Here is a 15,529-nt window from a genome sequence, read left to right as displayed (position 1 = left end):
GTCGTTGTTCAGGCGCATAATTCGGGTTTTCCCCCCAGACAACTCCCCGCCTTGATGAACGACCAGTCCACTGCCTTGGAAGCCAATCCCCAGCCCGCTCAACGCTACAGCGACCTCGGGCTCGATGCGCGCTTGCTGAAGGCTGTGACTGATATGGGGTACGAGAGTCTGACGCCCATTCAGGAGCGTGCCATTCCCATCGTGCTGTCGGGACGCGACGTGATGGGAGCGGCACAGACCGGCACGGGCAAAACGGCAGCGTTCTCACTGCCCATCCTCCAGAAATTGCTGCCGCTGGCAACAAGCAGTGTGTCGCCCGCAAGACATCCGGTGCGGGCACTGGTCCTGGCGCCAACCCGCGAACTGGCGGATCAGGTCTTCAGCAATATTCAGTCTTATGCGCGCCACACGCCGCTGCGTTGCGCCTGCGTATTCGGTGGCATGGACATGGCCCCGCAGAAGGCTGCGCTTCGACTGGGCGTGGAAATGCTGGTGGCGACCCCGGGGCGACTGCTTGATCACCTCGAAGCCAAGACCGTCAGCCTGGCTCAGGTGCAGTTCGTCGTGCTTGACGAAGCTGACCGCATGCTCGATATCGGCTTCTTGCCGGACTTGCAGCGCATCCTGGCATTCCTGCCCAAAGCGCGTACCACCTTGCTGTTTTCGGCGACCTTCTCGACTGAAATCAGGCACCTGGCGCAGAGTTATTTGCAAGATCCGGTGCTCGTGGAGGTGGCGCGCCCCAATGCCACGGCCACGAATGTGGAACAACTGGTCTACAAGGTGAGCGAAGACAGCAAACACCCGGCTCTGCTCCAGTTGTTGCGCGAACATGATTTGAAGCAAACCATTGTGTTCGTCAACAGCCGCCTGGGTGCCAGCCGGCTGGCCCGCATCCTCGAACGCGACGGCCTGAAAGCGCAAGCGATGCATGGCGACAAGTCGCAAGCCGAACGCCTGGCGACGCTGGACGCCTTCAAGCGCAATGAGGTTTCCGTACTCGTGGCGACCGACGTTGCGGCGCGAGGATTGGACATTGTCGAATTGCCGGGCGTGATCAACTACGACGTGCCTTTCAGCGCGGAAGATTATGTGCACCGCATTGGCCGCACCGGCCGCGCCGGAGCTTCGGGCTTGGCGATCACCTTGGCGACCGAGCGCGACAGCCGCTCGCTGAGTGATATCGAAAAACTGATCAAGCGCGGCATTGAAGTTCGCAGTCTCGCGGTGGAGCCTCGCCCCAGCCGCCGGCCGGTTCATCCGGAAAAATCAGCTGAGTCGTCCACCCCTGCTCTGGCCCGCGCGGCCAGCAGCCATCGGTCTGGACCACGCGATGCCTGGTTCGATAAACCCTATGAAGCCGACCCCAACGCGCAGCCCATTTGGGAAGACAACCTGGCCGTGCCGACTCGTGGTGCCATGTCCCCCAACATTCGCCCACGTCGCGCACTTGCTGCGTTGCTGGGGGGCAAGCCCTCAGCCAAGTAGAGGCACACCGCCCCGACACATTTGCCAACCGTGCAGCCCAGACCTCGTCTTTTCTGGATGCCCGCAGGGGAACAGGCCTTAGCGTCGCTCGCGCCGCGCTGACAGGCTGGATGTGGCCTGGTGCTGGCGCGCAAGCCATTGACGCTTGGCGTGCTCCAGCAACTCCCCGAGCGTTGTTCCAGCAGGCGTCAGCCCCAGCGTTCGGATTGCATCCCGGACCGCGGCATAGCCAGGCATGAGGCTTTCTGCGCCGTTTTGCTTCGACAGCTTGCGGCCTTGGGCATCGTGCAACAAGGCGATGTGGTGATAGATCGGCGTGGGTAGCTCCAATGCGCGCTGCAGAAGGATTTGCCTCGCGGTGGAAGCTGCCATGTCTTCGCCGCGCACCACATGACTAACCCCCTGGGCGGCATCGTCCACCACCACGGCCAATTGGTAAGCCCACGGCCCGTCGGCGCGCTTGAGCACGAAATCACCCACGGTCTGATCGACCTGTTCGGTTTGAGCCCCAAGACGTCCGTCTTCCCAATGCACCCGCGCCCCAGCTGGCTCAGGCAAGCGCAATCGCCAAGCCCTGGGTTGACGCCCTCCAAGCCCCACGCTGCAAGTGCCTGGATACACGCGCTCCTCGCCGCGTCGAAGCATCAGCCCTCGAGACCGTAAAACCTGGTCGATCTCGCTTTTCGAACAAGCGCAGGCATAGGCTCTGTTGTTCACCAGCAAGCTATCGAGCGCCGATTGATACGCCGGCCCTCGCTGCGATTGCCACAGCACTGGCGCATCGGGGATCAACCCGCACTCGGCAAGCTGCCGCAAGATCTCACGATCTGCACCTGGTTTGCAACGTGGCTTGTCGACATCTTCGATGCGTACCAGCCACTGGCCGCCATGCGCGCGCGCATCGAGCCAGGACGCCAGCGCAGCCAGCAAGGAGCCGGCATGCAACGGGCCCGTTGGCGAGGGCGCAAAACGGCCGATATAGCTCATCGCAGTCTGAGATTCGGCCGAGTCATGTGGTGGGCATGATGGCGCGGCGTCGGCACTCGAACCCACCCGAGTCCCCAGAAAAAAACCGCCGAAGTACGGCGGCTAACCAGACGGCACGGCATTCCCAGAATTAAATTTTGGTGTAGTGGTCCAGCAGCATCGCTGCAAACAACAAGGACAGATAGACGATGGAATAGCGAAACGTCTTGCGTGCGAGCCAGTCGCTATAGCGTTGCTTGAGCTCCCAGGCGTAGGCGATGAAAATGGCGTCGAGTACCACGGCGGCAATGGCATAGACCAGCCCGCTCATATGCATGGCAAACGGCATGAGCGACACGGCCGTGAGCACCAGGGTGTAGAGCAAGACTTGAAGCCGGGTGTATTCGGATCCATGCGTCACCGGCAACATCGGAAGTCCGGATTTTTTATAGTCGTCGGTTCGGTACAAAGCCAAAGCCCAGAAATGTGGCGGCGTCCACAGAAAAATGATGAGGAACAGAATGAGCGCCTGCGCCGAGACGTGATTGGTCATGGCGGCCCAACCCAGCACAGGCGGCATGGCTCCCGAGGCTCCACCGATGACGATGTTCTGCGGTGTCGCTGGTTTGAGCAGCACCGTGTAGACAATGGCGTAACCGATGAAAGTGCCCAAGGTGAGCCACATCGTCAAGGCGTTCACCTGGGTGTAGAGCAGCAGCATCCCAGCCGCGCACAAAACGCCAGAAAAGGCAATGATGGACGATGTGCCCAATTCACCTGTCGCCGAAGGGCGCCAGGATGTTCTGCGCATCACCGCGTCGATCTTCTGTTCCACCAGGCAATTGAATGCAGCCGCTGCACTGGCGACCAGCCAGATACCCAGGGTGCCGAAGACCAGCGGCCTCCACTCGGGCAAGCCCGGCACGGCAAGAAACATGCCGATCACGGCGCAGAAGACGATGAGTTGCACCACGCGCGGCTTGGTCAGGGCATAGAGCTGCTTGATGGAATGGAGCAGCCCGGGAGGGCGAGGCAGGGTGGAGGTCTTCATGGCTTGACGTGTGCGCGTTGAAGCGTGACGGGAGCAAGCGCTGCATCGTCAATGACGAGCCTGCGCGATTCGGGACGGCTGACCCGATAAACAGCGATAGTCAACAAAAGCATCATCAAGGCTGCGACACCATTATGAGCGACGGCCAACTCCAAGGGGTGGGCAAAAATCACCACACTGGCGCCCAGGGCGATCTGCACGAACAGCAGGCCAGAAATCCACAGAGCCAGTTTGCGCAATTCGCGATAGCGGCTCATGCGCCAGGTGGCGGCAAGCACGATGATGGACGTCAAAACTGCGAATAAACGATGTCCCCACTGAATGGCAACCAGCGCCTGCAAGGAGATGGCCGAGCCATTGGGGTTCTCTCCCAGGTTGCGCCAGAAGGTGAAGCCCTGCGCCCAATTGGCATCGGGCTGGAAACTGCCGTTGCAGGTCGGAAAACCAGTGCAGGCCAAAGCCGCGTAATTGGTGCTGACCCATCCACCCAGGAAAATTTGCCACAGCATCGTCAGCATGGCGGCCCACACCAAGGTCTGCGTGAGCACAGTTGTGGAAACCTTCGGCAGATCGGACCGATTTTGCATCCAGAACCAGACCGCAAGCATCAGCAGGATGATGCCTCCCATCAGGTGCAGAGTCACGATCAGAGGCGTGAGAAGCAGCGTGACGGTCCAGGCGCCGAACAACCCCTGCAAGATGACCCAGCCCAGCAATAAAAATGGCAATCCCAAAGCAATCTGCTTGCCATGCTTGCGAGCCCAGCTTGCGCGAATGGCCATGGCCAGGATGAGCGTGCCGATGATGGTGGCCACGTAGCGGTGGATCATCTCGACCCAAGCCTTGAATGGACTGACATTGCCTTGCGTGCCGCCCTGCTCGGCCACGGCTTCATTGATTTGGTGATGCGCCTGCGCTGGCGTGAAATGGGCATAGCAGCCAGGCCAGTCTGGGCAGCCGAGGCCTGAGTCGGTCAGGCGCACGAAAGCGCCGAACATCACGAGATCCATGGTGAGGAATACCAGCAGCGCGACCAGCTTGGGCCAGCGCATGCGGAAAGCTGCCCACAAGATCAGCACCAGCCCGCCCACCCACATACCAGCCTGCAACCAGTGCAGTGAGAAGGACCATACGGTAGGAACTGCAGTGGACAGATTGGTCATGGTGTTCAGGGTTGCGCTCATGGCAAAGGCTCCAGATGCTTGGCTTTCCACCCTGCGGTGTTATAGAGCAGTTTCTTGAACACGGACAAGGTTTTCAGCGGGTCCGGATTGGAGGGAAAACGCATCATCAAGTTTCCGAGCGGATCGACCAGCCAGATCGGCCCTTCAAGATGCTCCCCGGGCGCAAGTGGCAACCACTGCTTGAGTTGATCGGGCTGAGCACGCAGGATGACGGTGCCCTCAGCGGGCTCGAATACTCCAGGGTTGACGGGGCCGGAATCCGTCACCAGCCAGATGCGTGCGACACGATAACGGTCATCTCCGGCTGCAATGAAGAATTGCCGAATGTCGTAGAGCAGTGACTGGCAGGATTTGCCGCAGGCCGCTGGTCCTGCGACGATCATCAACCAATAGCCGTTGTATTTGCGCAGGTCGACCGATTTACCGGTCAGGGTCGTCAGTTGAAGTTGCGGGACCTGTCGCTGCGGCTGGATCAGTTCGCCATATGGCGGCTTACCTTGAGGTTTGAGGACGAAGAAAAAAAAAGTACTCACAACGAATGGCGCGGCCGTGACCAATACGACCATCCAGAACGTGAACATGCTCCGCTTGTGTGGCTTCTCTCCCTGAGGGCCGATTTGGCCGGCTGTGGTCGAGTTTTCACTCACGAATGCAACTCCTTACGGGTTAAAGATCTGGATCGGTCGCGCACGCGCTTTCCCAGAAAATAAATGGTGAGGCCCAAGCCAAGCGCGGTCATTGCATACCACTGAAAGGCATAACCATAATTGGTGTACATGCCGACATCGGGCTGTGGCCAATTACGCACAAGACCATCCTTTTCGCCCCCCATTTCCTGAATGACATAGGGCAGCATCTTGATATTGTGATATTTCGCAAATTGAGCGAGCTCAACATTTTGACGGATCACTGCCCCAGGCGGGTCGGGCGCGAAAGAAAACCACTGCGAGGGTGCCGGTGCTATGCGCCCATCAACTTGCGTCATCCCCTGTGGCGTCTTCACTTTCGGCAATAAATTGATGGCGTCGAAGTTACGCGGCACCCAGCCACGCATCACCATGACATAAATCTGACTTCCCGTGATATGCAACGGCGTCAGCACCCAAAATCCAGGCTGATCATTGTGTTGACGATTTTGCAAATAAATGGTCCAGCCGGTGGCATATTCGCCACGAGCGATGACGTGACGCCATTCATTGGGCTTAAAATCAAGCGCATGTCCGGTCTGGATGATCGGCGTCGCTTGCATTCGCTCGGCGATGCGCGCCGTCAAGGCCTTCTTGTACTCGGCCCGATGGAGTTGCCACCGCCCCAGCAAAGCCGTCGCCACGATCAGAGCCAGTGCCAGAATCAACGTCACGATTTCCCGCGTCTTGAGCAGGGGCTCTGGCGCAGGCGACTTCAATGGCGGGAGCATCGACGTAGACATCAAATTAGATGAAGGAGTTCAACTTGCAAATCGTCATCGTCATCGCCTTCATTCTGATCCTGGCCAGTCTATTCTCTGGTTTGTATTTCGTCATGAAGGACAAGGGCAAAACTAACCGCGCCGTCAATGCACTCACATTCCGGATCGGCTTTTCCATTTTGTTATTCCTCTTCATCATTATTAGTTACAAAATGGGCTGGATTCATCCAGCAGATTTTCCAGTTTCGGGTCAGTAAGCCTGTACCGTTAAACTTGACGAAAAAACGCCGCTTGCTGCGGCGTTTTTTCATGGTGGCGAATCGATTCAGAGCCAATAGACTAAGACGTAGAGCAGCAACCAGACCACGTCGACAAAGTGCCAATACCACGCCGCTGCCTCGAATCCGAAGTGATGTTCGGCTGTGAAGTCACCGCGGATGAGTCGAAACAGAACGACCGACAGCATGGTTCCACCCAAAAACACATGGAATCCGTGGAAGCCGGTCAGCATGAAAAAGGTCGAACCATAAATACCCGATGACAGCTTGATGCCTAAAACTTCATAGGCATGATGATATTCATAGGCTTGGCATAATAAAAATGTGAAGCCCAGTATCAGGGTCAGCACCATCCAGAAAATTGCATTTTTCCGGTGACTTGCGCGAAGAGCGTGGTGAGAAATCGTTAACGTCAGGCCCGAGGACAGCAGCAAAGCCGTATTGATTGTCGGGATGGGCCAAGGATCCATGGCCTCTTTGATGCTTGGAATCAGACCTGCGGGGCCCACGCTGGGCCAAGCCCCCGTGAAAACTGGCCAGAGAATTTTGCTGTGTAAAGCCGAAAGATCCGGCAGCGAATAGACTCGGGAATAATAGAGCGCGCCAAAAAATGACGCGAAAAACATGACCTCGGAAAAAATAAACCAGCTCATACTCCAACGAAAGGACGTATCAACTGCGAGATTATGTTTGCCAGCCTCGCTTTCTGAAATTGTTTTCCCGAACCAGCGGAATTTGGTAAATATGAAAAAGAAAAGGCCAAGAAAAAATAACAGATCGCCGTGGGGGATGCCGTTGAACCAGAATGTCAATCCGAACGCCATCGTAAGCGCGCCAGTTGCTGCCATGGCAGGATATGCCGATGGACCTGGCAAAAAATAGCCTTTTGGCTGTGCGTGTGTGGACATATTGCCTTCCTCTTCCTTATGGATTCGATTTGAGTACGACCCAATGTACGATGCTGATGAGTATGCCGATAAATACTGCCGCCGAGATCAAGCCTGCAATGATTATATGAAGGATATTAAGTTGCGCAAAATCATTCTCACGATCTTTGGATTTGCGGATGCCTAGAAACGCCCAGGCAATAGCCTTGAATGCCGAGAGGAATTTACGCAATTCAGCGACCCTGAATTCGCTTTTATGCAAGCACGGATGGCGAGATACCAATATTATTCAAATATCATCACAAAAATGACCACTTGAAAACAAAACCGAGGAAAAGCGCGCCCACGATACTAAGGAGCACGAGTGCCAATCTCAGGTTTTGGCGGCGCTTTTCGGGAGACATGTCATGATTGCCCACAAACAATCTCAATAACCGAGAATTTTAGTTGCAGTGGCATCGAGCTTGGGTGGTGTTTCAAAAGTGTGGAAGGGGGCTGGTGAAGGAATTTCCCATTCCAGGCCATGAGCTCCATCCCAAGGGCGTTGTGGCGCTTTCTCGCCTTGGCCGCGGAACATCGGAATCACAACGGCAAACAGGAAGTATGCCTGTGACAGACCGAAGCCGAAAGCGCCGATCGAGGAAATCATGTTGAAGTCGGTGAACTGCACCGGGTAGTCAGCGTAGCGACGCACCATGCCAGCCAGGCCCAGCAAATGCTGCGGGAAGAAGGTCACGTTGAAAGTGATCATCGAAGCCCAGAAATGGATCTTGCCCGCTGTTTCGTTGTACATCAATCCCGTCCACTTGGGCGACCAGTAGTAGTAGCCCATGAAAATGGCGAACAGCGAGCCTGCAACCAAGACGTAGTGAAAGTGAGCGACCACGTAGTAGGTGTTATGCACATAGGTATCGATCGGTGCCAGCGCCAGCACAAGCCCGGAGAAACCACCAAAGGTAAAGACGAAGATGAACCCAATGGCCCAGAGCATGGGCGTTTCGTAAGTCATCGAACCGCGCCACATGGTGGCAACCCAGTTGAACACCTTAACGCCCGTGGGCACAGCGATCAGCATCGTGGCGTACATGAAGAACAACTGGCCAGTGACAGGCATGCCAGCAGTGAACATGTGATGTGCCCACACGATGAACGAGAGAATGGCAATCGAAGCCGATGCATAGACCATCGAGCTGTAGCCAAACAGTGGTTTGCGGGCGAAGGTCGGCACCACAGCGCTAACGATGCCGAAAGCGGGCAAAATCATCACGTAAACCTCGGGATGCCCGAAGAACCAGAACAGATGCTGGTAGAGCACGGGGTCGCCGCCGCCGGCAGCGCTGAAGAAACTGGTTCCGAAGTGGCGGTCGGTCAGTGTCATGGTCACCGCGCCGGCCAGTACCGGCATGATGGCAATCAGCAGATAAGCCGTGATCAGCCAGGTCCATGAAAAAAGCGGCATCTTCATCAAGGTCATGCCGGGAGCGCGCATGTTCAGGATGGTGACGATGATGTTGATGGAACCCATGATGGATGAGGCACCCATGATGTGAATCGCAAAAATCACGAGGTCCATGCCCATCCCTTGCTGAATGGTCAGCGGCGCATAGAGCGTCCAGCCGACATCAGGTGCTCCGCCGGGGACGAAGAATGATGATGTGAGCAAAATGGCCGCAGGGATCAGCATCCAAAAGCTCAGGTTATTGAGCCGCGGAAAAGCCATGTCGGGCGCGCCGACCTGCAGCGGAATCATCCAGTTGGCGAAGCCCACCATGGCGGGCATCACGGCACCGAAAATCATCATGATGCCGTGCATCGTCGAGAACGACAGAAACAACTGGGGATTCAGGAACTGAATCCCCGGCTTGAAGAGTTCTGCGCGGATGCCCATCGCCAGAATGCCGCCCTCGAACAGCATGAACAGCGCGAACACCAGATACATCGTGCCGATGTCTTTGTGGTTGGTGGAGAACACCCATCTGCGCCACCCGTGCGGATGGTCATGGGCATGATCCCCGCCGTGGGCTGGGGCATGGACTGGATCAAGCACTGCGCTCATGCTGCACACTCCTAGCAAAAATACATTAATTATTAAGATCGTTATTGGGTCAAGACGGCTAAATCGGGCGACGCTCAACTTGTCGCGCCTGACGGCGCCAGCGCTCCGCCATCTTTCTTCAACTTGGCTTGCTCGGTTTTGACCCATGCCGCGTAATCCGGCAGGGATACAACCTTGACCACGATCGGCATGAAGGCATGGCCTTTGCCGCAAACCTGGGCGCATTGGCCGTAGTAAGTGCCCACTTGATCGGCCTTGAACCAGGTTTCACGAATAAAGCCGGGGATGGCGTCCATCTGCACCCCGAACGATGGCACATACCAACCATGCAAGACATCCATGGATGTGGTGAGAATGCGAATCTTCTGGTTGACTGGCACAACCAAGTCATGGTCAACAGCCAGGAGGTAGTTGTTGGGCTTGGGGGCGTTGCCGTAGATTTCCGACATCGGGGTGGTGAGCGTGGAATAAAACGAAATGCCCTTGCCGGGGCCGTCGACATAGTCGTAGCCCCACTTCCACTGATAACCCGTCACTTTGATGGTGAGATACGAATCGGAGACGTTTTGCTGCGCCACCACGGTCTTGGTCGCGGGGATGACCATGGCGATCACGATCAGCAGCGGAACGATGGTCCAGGCGATTTCGACTGTGGTGCTTTCGTGGAATTGGGAAGCCACGGCCCCCTTGGATTTGCGGTGCTTGAACACCGAATAGAACATCACACCGAAGACGAGGACACCGATGGCCAGGCAGATGAGCATGACCATGTAGTTGAGGTCGCGCTCGTCACGCGCGATGCTGGTGACGGGATGCTGGAAATCGATGCCGTTGACTTGCGGACCGCCCGGCAGGCTTTGATCGGCAAAGGCCGTGGAGACGAACAGGGCCGAGGCCGCAGTCAGGTAGTACTTCAACTGTTTCATCTTGGATGTCACCTAGTTTTGAAATGGTTCGAGCAGTTTGGCTCAAACTGCCAGCAATGCACGGCGCAAATCGCGAGCCAATTTCTCGCGCCGATCGGGCCGGGTGTAGCGGCCCATGAAAGCCTGCTTGCCCGACCCTGAAATTTCGACCATGCCCTTCTCGTTCACCACAATTCTCGCCCACCGCGGGTTGAACTCGGCCCGCTCGACGCGGCCGGCATTCTCCCACTCCACCACCAGCGACTGCGCCGATACCGTCACCCGTTCGCGATCCGCCGCGTGGCGCGCATAGACATACAACGCCGCGCCAAACGCCAATAGCTCCAACACCGTAAACGGCGGCACCAATGTCGCGCCGCCTTCCCAGCACATCAGCGCCACGAATGACGAGACGAGCGCCAGGGAGACAAAAAAACCGAGCAACTGCTTGGGACTGATCGAACAGTTGCGCTTGAACAGCCACACCAGCGCACCATCTTGCTCAGATGGTGCGCCGAGCAGGCCGAAATCGAGGGTGCTCACCAACTGCGCAGCCATGTGGATCACCTCGTTTCGCTTGCAGACGCCGAAAAACTGCAACCTCTTTCTAGGTATTGATCTTGCTCAACACCAATCCAGCACAAACGTATTAGCGTCGAATTATAGAGATGGAGCCCTGCCATGGCGGGGGGTATGGGGTCATTTGCACTGATTTTGCTCACAATCAACACCGCTCGCCACTCATCACGTTCCTCAGATACAACAATCTTGCGCGTACAGAGGCAAAGCACGTCATTTGCCACCGCCTCGCATCATGCCAGCAAGGCACCAGCCCGGCTTCGGGAATTTCCCCGTATTGACGCCAAGCAGAAGGCCAACATTGGTGCCGATCAGCGTTTGCGCCCGGTCGCCCGCAATTGCTCCAGTGGGAAGCTGGCCACACCCGCGCGAACTGGTTGGGTTGCGGGTTTGAATGCATGACCGTAGACCAGCTCGAAACTGAGCACGACTTCTGTGCGACCCGCCGCTTGCGCCTGGTTGAGCAGCGCATGCTGCAAGGCTTGCCACTGCCGGGGCGTACGCAAACCATGCGCAACGGCCGCGTGTACCGGCCTTCCCAACTCGGCGAGTTCGGCCAGCGCGTCTTTGGGGCTGGCATAGCGCAGATGCAGCATCTCCATGTCCATCACGGGTTCTGCGAAGCCTTGGTGCACCAGCATGTCACCCAAGTCATGCATGTCGGGGTATGCGGGTGGGATAACGCCTAGATCGCGGCATTCCGCTCGTCGCAATTCGCGCAGCGTGTCAGGCCCGAACGTGGTGAACATCAACACACCGTCCGGCAGCAAAGCGCGATGCCAGGCGGCGAACATGGCGTCCAGTTCGGCAACCCAAGGCAAGGCAAGGTTGGACCACAGCATCTGCGCGGCAGGAAGTACTGTCTGCGCGCCAATCGGCCCCGACAATGGCGCCGCGATCACCTGGGTTCGGCCTTGACCACGCAGGCCGCGCAGCCAGCTTCGACCCGCATAGGCCTTGCGCGCCGCATCGGCCAGCAACGCCGATGGCTCCACTCCGACGATCTGCGCTTGAGCGTATTGCTGACGCAGCAAGGCAAGGCCATCGCCCCAGGCGCAGCCCATGTCGAACACGGACTGGGGTTGCAACTTGAGCAGCGGCAAGCGCTCAGCCATGCGGCGAGCGGCCTCTTGCCAGATGAAGGGCGCTGGCCTGCGGGCCAGCCGATCCCGCGCGGAAACTGTGCCAGGCTGCAGGCCCTGGACCGGCGCAGTGGGAGGCGTGGACATATGGCTCGCTGAAGCTTTGAAGTGATGAACGCCCCAGAAGTCCGCAAGCGGACGCCTCCGAGGGGGTCCAGGAAACGCGGGAACGACCCGGCGTTTCCTGGAGAGATCTGGGTGCGCAATATAGTTCGCGTATGCCAACGACGCCCGCCTCGCTGCTGGAACGCATGGGCGCAGCCCTGCGTCCGGCGGGTTTGTGCGAGCTCTGCGCCCTGCCCTCGCGCCAGACGCTGTGCAAACCCTGCACGGGCCAATACCTCGGTGGCATCGAGCCACGCTGCAGCCATTGCGGCCTTGCGCTGGCAGCGGGTGGCTTCACCTGCGGTGCCTGCCTGCGATCGCCTCCGCCCTACATCCGCACCTTGACCCTGGGCGACTATGGCGTGCCCATCGACCGCTTGATTCAGCGCCTGAAATTCGGCAACGAGCCGGCCATCGGCCATTGGCTGGGCCAACTGCTCGCCGCGCACTGGCGTGCCGCTGGCCACCCCCTGCCCGGCCTTGTGCTGCCCATCCCCTTGTCGCCCTCGCGGCTGCAGCAGCGCGGCTACAACCAGGCATGGGAAATGGCGCGCACTTTCGCTCGGGAGCTTCGCGTCGCGGCGCGCAGCGACGTCTTGATGCGCGTGCGCGAGATGCCACCGCAAAGCAGCCTGCCGCTGGCGCTTAGGACCAAGAACGTGCGTGGCGTCTTCGCCGCACCAGGCCGATTGAAAGCTCAACATGTGGTGCTGATCGACGACGTGATGACCACCGGCAGCACGCTGGGTGAAGCCGCCTCGGTGCTGCAGCGCGCAGGGGCAGCAGAGGTCAGCGTGGCTGTCGCCTTGCGGACGCCGCCACCGGGCTGAGCGTCGCCCACCGCTGCAACCCTGTCCCTTGCGCCCTCATGTTCAACATCGTCCTCGTCCATCCCGAAATTCCACCCAACACCGGCAACGTCATCCGCCTGGCGGCGAACACCGGATGCGCGTTGCATCTGGTCGAGCCGCTCGGCTTCTCGCTGGACGACAAGCGATTGCGGCGCGCCGGTCTGGACTATCACGAATACGCCGAGTTGCGCGTGCATCGCGATTGGGCCGCACTGCGGCACAGCGCACATGACCAAGCTGATGCGCCACGCATGTTCGCCTTCACCAAGTTCGCCGGCACGCGGCTTGGGCAGGCCAGCTTCCAGCCCGGCGATTGGCTGGTGTTCGGCGCGGAGACCGCCGGGTTGTCCGCCGAGGTGCTGGACGACTTCGCGCCGCCGCAGCGTCTGCGCCTGCCGATGCGCCCGGGGCAGCGCAGCCTGAATCTGTCGAATGCGGTCGCGGTAGGGGTGTTCGAGGCCTGGCGGCAATGTGGTTACGCAGGTGGTGGCTGACCACGGTCAGCGCAACAGCACCAACCACAAGCGTCAGAGCCCGGAGAAATCCGGCTTGCGCTTGGCCAAAAAAGCGCCGAATGCTTCTTTCGCTGCCGGGCCCTTGAGCAAGCGCTCGAAGTGGGCCGCCTCTTCAGTGATCATGGCATGCACCGCTGCGCGCTGCGGCTGGCGCAGCAGGGTTTTGGTGACCATCAACGAAGCCAGCGGCTTGGCCGCGAGCTTGCGCGCTTGTTGCAAGGCGAAGACGTTGACCTCGGACGGCGGCAGCACGCGGTTGACCAAACCCAGTTCCTGCGCCTCGTCGGCCGTGAACGGCTCGCCGAACAGCAGCTTTTCGTTTGCCGCCGCATGGCCGATGCGCAGCGGCAGCAGCAGGCTGGACGCGGCCTCGGGGCACAGACCCAGGTTGACGAAAGGCAGCGAGAACAGTGCGTTGTCACCTGCGTAGACCAGGTCGCAATGCAGCAGCAAGGTGGTACCGATGCCCACGGCAGGCCCGCAGACGGCGGCAAGGGCAGGCTTGGGAAAGTCGGCGATGGCGCGCAGGAAACGGAACACGGGCGCCTCCATGCTGGCGGGCGGGCGCTGCAGGAACTCGCTCACATCGTTGCCGGCGGTGAACAGGCTCTCCTGGCCCTGGATGACCAGCACCCGGGTTTGCACGTCGCCGGCGGCCTGCTCCAGTTGGTCGGCGAGCGCGGCGTACATCGCGCTGGTGAGCGCATTCTTTTTCTCGACCCGGTTGAAGGTCAGGCTCAGCACGCCATGCTCAAGATAGGCGAGGATTTCGGACATGGCGGCCGCTCCGGATGGATGGTTGTTGAAGGCATTGATGTTGCGCAAGGCTGCGGGCACAGGCCCTGCCGAGGCTCAGACCAGCTCGAAAATGCCGGCCGCGCCCTGGCCGGTACCCACGCACATGGTCACCATGCCGTACTTCAGCTTGTGCCGGCGCATGCCGTAAATGGCGGTGGCCGCGCGGATGGCGCCGGTGGCACCGAGCGGGTGGCCAAGGGCGATGGCGCCGCCCAGTGGGTTGACCTTGGCCGGGTCCAGCCCGCAGGTGTTGATGACGGCGAGGGACTGCGCGGCGAAGGCTTCGTTCAGTTCGATCCAGCCGATGTCGCCGAGCTTGAGCCCGCCGACCTTGAGCGCTGCGGGAATGGCTTCGATCGGACCGATGCCCATGATCTCGGGCGGCACGCCGCGCGAGGCAAAGCTGACGAAGCGCGCCAGCGGCTGCAGGTTGTAGCGCTTGACCGCCGCTTCGGACGCCAGGATGAGGGCGCCGGCGCCGTCCGACGTTTGCGAGCTGTTGCCCGCCGTGACGCTACCCATGCCGGTGGCTTTGCCCGTGGGGTCTTTGGGCGCGGCGAAGGCCGGGCGCAGCTTGGCGAGGGCTTCGAGCGAGGTGTCGGCGCGCGGGCCTTCATCCAGGTTGACGGTGCGGCGGCGCTCGACCACTTTGCCGCTGGCCAGGTCGGGTTGGCGGTCGATTATGTCGATCGGCACGATCTCGTCGCTGAACTCGCCTGCGGCAAACGCCGCCATCGCACGCTGGTGCGATTGCAGCGCGAACGCGTCCTGCTGCTCGCGACTCACCTTCCACTGCTGCGCCACTTTCTCCGCGGTCAGGCCCATGCCGTAGGCAATGCCGAGGTTCTCGTCGCGGGCGAACACCAGTGGATTGAACGAGGGTTTGTTGCCGCTCATGGGCACCATGCTCATGCTTTCGGCGCCGCCAGCCAGCATGACGTCGGCCTCGCCGACGCGAATGCGGTCGGCCGCCATCTGGATGGCGGTGACGCCGGATGCGCAGAAGCGGTTGACCGTGACCCCGCCGACCGAATTCGGCAGGCCGGCCAGCAGCGCGGTGATGCGCGCCATGTTCAGACCCTGCTCGCCCTCGGGCATGGCACAGCCGATGATGGCGTCTTCGATGGCGGCCGGATCCAGCCCCGGCGCCTGCTTGAGCGCGGCGTGGATGGCGGCGATCAGCAGATCTTCCGGGCGGGTGTTGCGGAACATGCCGCGATGCGATTTGCCAATGGGCGTGCGCGCGGCGGCGACGATGTAAGCGTCTTGAACTTGGCGGGACATAGGGGTCTCCTGATTCGGCTACGGGTTCGATC

At 59.6% G+C, this 15,529-nt stretch carries 17 protein-coding genes and 1 pseudogene; 4 read left to right on the top strand and 14 right to left on the bottom strand.

What is annotated here, in order from left to right:
- Positions 1–54: 54 nt before the first annotated feature.
- Positions 55–1,488 (top strand): DEAD/DEAH box helicase, encoded by a 1,434-nt coding sequence (locus tag THIX_RS04665; RefSeq protein WP_112485273.1) that lies wholly within the window; start codon positions 55–57, stop codon positions 1,486–1,488.
- Positions 1,489–1,566: 78 nt separating this feature from the next.
- Here THIX_RS04665 and gluQRS read toward each other — a convergent pair whose 3' ends face one another.
- The 5 genes from gluQRS to THIX_RS04640 form a co-directional block, all read right to left on the bottom strand.
- Positions 1,567–2,475, bottom strand: coding sequence for a tRNA glutamyl-Q(34) synthetase GluQRS (gene gluQRS / locus THIX_RS04660; RefSeq protein ID WP_112485272.1), 909 nt, complete (start codon positions 2,473–2,475; stop codon positions 1,567–1,569).
- A 130-nt stretch (positions 2,476–2,605) separates the two neighbouring features.
- Positions 2,606–3,505, bottom strand: coding sequence for a heme o synthase (gene cyoE / locus THIX_RS04655; protein ID WP_112485271.1), 900 nt, complete (start codon positions 3,503–3,505; stop codon positions 2,606–2,608).
- Entirely contained in the window at positions 3,502–4,557 is a 1,056-nt protein-coding gene (locus THIX_RS04650; protein WP_256359999.1) for a heme A synthase, read from the bottom strand. Before THIX_RS04650 ends, cyoE begins: the two co-directional genes overlap by 4 nt.
- 128 nt (positions 4,558–4,685) lie before the next feature.
- Entirely contained in the window at positions 4,686–5,270 is a 585-nt protein-coding gene (locus THIX_RS04645) for a hypothetical protein (RefSeq protein WP_112488170.1), read from the bottom strand.
- A 62-nt stretch (positions 5,271–5,332) separates the two neighbouring features.
- Positions 5,333–6,118: an SURF1 family protein gene (locus THIX_RS04640; RefSeq protein ID WP_233224400.1), complete on the bottom strand. Its 786-nt coding sequence runs from the start codon at positions 6,116–6,118 to the stop codon at positions 5,333–5,335.
- A gap of 23 nt (positions 6,119–6,141) precedes the next feature.
- Between THIX_RS04640 and THIX_RS04635 the strand changes: the two genes are divergently transcribed.
- Entirely contained in the window at positions 6,142–6,354 is a 213-nt protein-coding gene (locus THIX_RS04635) for a twin transmembrane helix small protein (RefSeq protein WP_112488168.1), read from the top strand.
- Positions 6,355–6,422: 68 nt separating this feature from the next.
- On the opposite strand, the gene THIX_RS04630 is transcribed toward THIX_RS04635, so the two are convergent.
- The 7 genes and pseudogenes from THIX_RS04630 to THIX_RS04605 form a co-directional block, all read right to left on the bottom strand.
- A complete protein-coding gene (locus THIX_RS04630) occupies positions 6,423–7,283 on the bottom strand; it encodes a cytochrome c oxidase subunit 3 (RefSeq protein WP_112485269.1) in 861 nt (286 codons plus the stop codon).
- 16 nt (positions 7,284–7,299) lie between these two features.
- Positions 7,300–7,494 carry a DUF2970 domain-containing protein gene (locus THIX_RS04625; protein ID WP_112488167.1) on the bottom strand — a complete coding sequence of 65 codons (195 nt, stop codon included), beginning with the start codon at positions 7,492–7,494 and terminating at the stop codon, positions 7,300–7,302.
- A 67-nt stretch (positions 7,495–7,561) separates the two neighbouring features.
- Positions 7,562–7,666: a cytochrome oxidase small assembly protein gene (locus THIX_RS23975; RefSeq protein WP_233224399.1), complete on the bottom strand. Its 105-nt coding sequence runs from the start codon at positions 7,664–7,666 to the stop codon at positions 7,562–7,564.
- A gap of 23 nt (positions 7,667–7,689) precedes the next feature.
- Positions 7,690–9,318 (bottom strand): cytochrome c oxidase subunit I, encoded by a 1,629-nt coding sequence (ctaD, locus tag THIX_RS04620; protein ID WP_112485268.1) that lies wholly within the window; start codon positions 9,316–9,318, stop codon positions 7,690–7,692.
- Between the two features lie 89 nt (positions 9,319–9,407).
- Positions 9,408–10,244 (bottom strand): annotated as a pseudogene (gene coxB / locus THIX_RS04615) (cytochrome c oxidase subunit II); the annotation flags it as partial.
- A 42-nt stretch (positions 10,245–10,286) separates the two neighbouring features.
- A complete protein-coding gene (locus THIX_RS04610; RefSeq protein ID WP_146748444.1) occupies positions 10,287–10,781 on the bottom strand; it encodes a DUF2244 domain-containing protein in 495 nt (164 codons plus the stop codon).
- 332 nt (positions 10,782–11,113) lie between these two features.
- Positions 11,114–11,917, bottom strand: a complete 804-nt coding sequence (locus tag THIX_RS04605; protein ID WP_233224398.1) for a methyltransferase domain-containing protein — start codon at positions 11,915–11,917, stop codon at positions 11,114–11,116.
- A gap of 245 nt (positions 11,918–12,162) precedes the next feature.
- Here THIX_RS04605 and THIX_RS04600 point away from each other — a divergent pair, with 245 nt between their 5' ends.
- Both THIX_RS04600 and THIX_RS04595 read left to right on the top strand, forming a co-directional pair.
- Complete coding sequence (locus tag THIX_RS04600) at positions 12,163–12,879, top strand: ComF family protein (RefSeq protein ID WP_112485264.1); 717 nt, start codon at positions 12,163–12,165, stop codon at positions 12,877–12,879.
- Between the two features lie 38 nt (positions 12,880–12,917).
- On the top strand, positions 12,918–13,394 hold the full coding sequence (locus THIX_RS04595) for a tRNA (cytidine(34)-2'-O)-methyltransferase (protein ID WP_112485263.1): 477 nt from the start codon (positions 12,918–12,920) through the stop codon (positions 13,392–13,394).
- Between the two features lie 33 nt (positions 13,395–13,427).
- Here THIX_RS04595 and THIX_RS04590 read toward each other — a convergent pair whose 3' ends face one another.
- Both THIX_RS04590 and THIX_RS04585 read right to left on the bottom strand, forming a co-directional pair.
- Positions 13,428–14,192 (bottom strand): enoyl-CoA hydratase, encoded by a 765-nt coding sequence (locus THIX_RS04590; protein ID WP_112488166.1) that lies wholly within the window; start codon positions 14,190–14,192, stop codon positions 13,428–13,430.
- Between the two features lie 75 nt (positions 14,193–14,267).
- The gene (locus THIX_RS04585) at positions 14,268–15,497 is read right to left on the bottom strand and encodes an acetyl-CoA C-acyltransferase (RefSeq protein ID WP_112485262.1); all 1,230 of its coding nucleotides are present in this window, start codon (positions 15,495–15,497) and stop codon (positions 14,268–14,270) included.
- Positions 15,498–15,529 lie beyond the last annotated feature (32 nt).

This window comes from Thiomonas sp. X19 (assembly GCF_900089495.1).
In the GTDB taxonomy this organism is placed as follows: Bacteria; Pseudomonadota; Gammaproteobacteria; order Burkholderiales; family Burkholderiaceae_C; genus Thiomonas_A.
This window is presented reverse-complemented; position numbering and strand designations above follow the sequence as displayed.

What these genes read in the sequence shown, in the direction of transcription:
- THIX_RS04665 (WP_112485273.1), top strand. Translation starts at nt 55, where the DNA reads ATGAACGACCAGTCCACTGCCTTGGAAGCCAATCCCCAGCCCGCTCAA.
- gluQRS (WP_112485272.1), bottom strand. Translation starts at nt 2,475, where the DNA reads ATGAGCTATATCGGCCGTTTTGCGCCCTCGCCAACGGGCCCGTTGCAT.
- cyoE (WP_112485271.1), bottom strand. Translation starts at nt 3,505, where the DNA reads ATGAAGACCTCCACCCTGCCTCGCCCTCCCGGGCTGCTCCATTCCATC.
- THIX_RS04650 (WP_256359999.1), bottom strand. Translation starts at nt 4,557, where the DNA reads ATGCGCTGGCCCAAGCTGGTCGCGCTGCTGGTATTCCTCACCATGGAT.
- THIX_RS04645 (WP_112488170.1), bottom strand. Translation starts at nt 5,270, where the DNA reads ATGTTCACGTTCTGGATGGTCGTATTGGTCACGGCCGCGCCATTCGTT.
- THIX_RS04640 (WP_233224400.1), bottom strand. Translation starts at nt 6,118, where the DNA reads ATGTCTACGTCGATGCTCCCGCCATTGAAGTCGCCTGCGCCAGAGCCC.
- THIX_RS04630 (WP_112485269.1), bottom strand. Translation starts at nt 7,283, where the DNA reads ATGTCCACACACGCACAGCCAAAAGGCTATTTTTTGCCAGGTCCATCG.
- THIX_RS23975 (WP_233224399.1), bottom strand. Translation starts at nt 7,666, where the DNA reads ATGTCTCCCGAAAAGCGCCGCCAAAACCTGAGATTGGCACTCGTGCTC.
- ctaD (WP_112485268.1), bottom strand. Translation starts at nt 9,318, where the DNA reads ATGAGCGCAGTGCTTGATCCAGTCCATGCCCCAGCCCACGGCGGGGAT.
- THIX_RS04610 (WP_146748444.1), bottom strand. Translation starts at nt 10,781, where the DNA reads ATGGCTGCGCAGTTGGTGAGCACCCTCGATTTCGGCCTGCTCGGCGCA.
- THIX_RS04605 (WP_233224398.1), bottom strand. Translation starts at nt 11,917, where the DNA reads ATGGCTGAGCGCTTGCCGCTGCTCAAGTTGCAACCCCAGTCCGTGTTC.
- THIX_RS04600 (WP_112485264.1), top strand. Translation starts at nt 12,163, where the DNA reads ATGCCAACGACGCCCGCCTCGCTGCTGGAACGCATGGGCGCAGCCCTG.
- THIX_RS04595 (WP_112485263.1), top strand. Translation starts at nt 12,918, where the DNA reads ATGTTCAACATCGTCCTCGTCCATCCCGAAATTCCACCCAACACCGGC.
- THIX_RS04590 (WP_112488166.1), bottom strand. Translation starts at nt 14,192, where the DNA reads ATGTCCGAAATCCTCGCCTATCTTGAGCATGGCGTGCTGAGCCTGACC.
- THIX_RS04585 (WP_112485262.1), bottom strand. Translation starts at nt 15,497, where the DNA reads ATGTCCCGCCAAGTTCAAGACGCTTACATCGTCGCCGCCGCGCGCACG.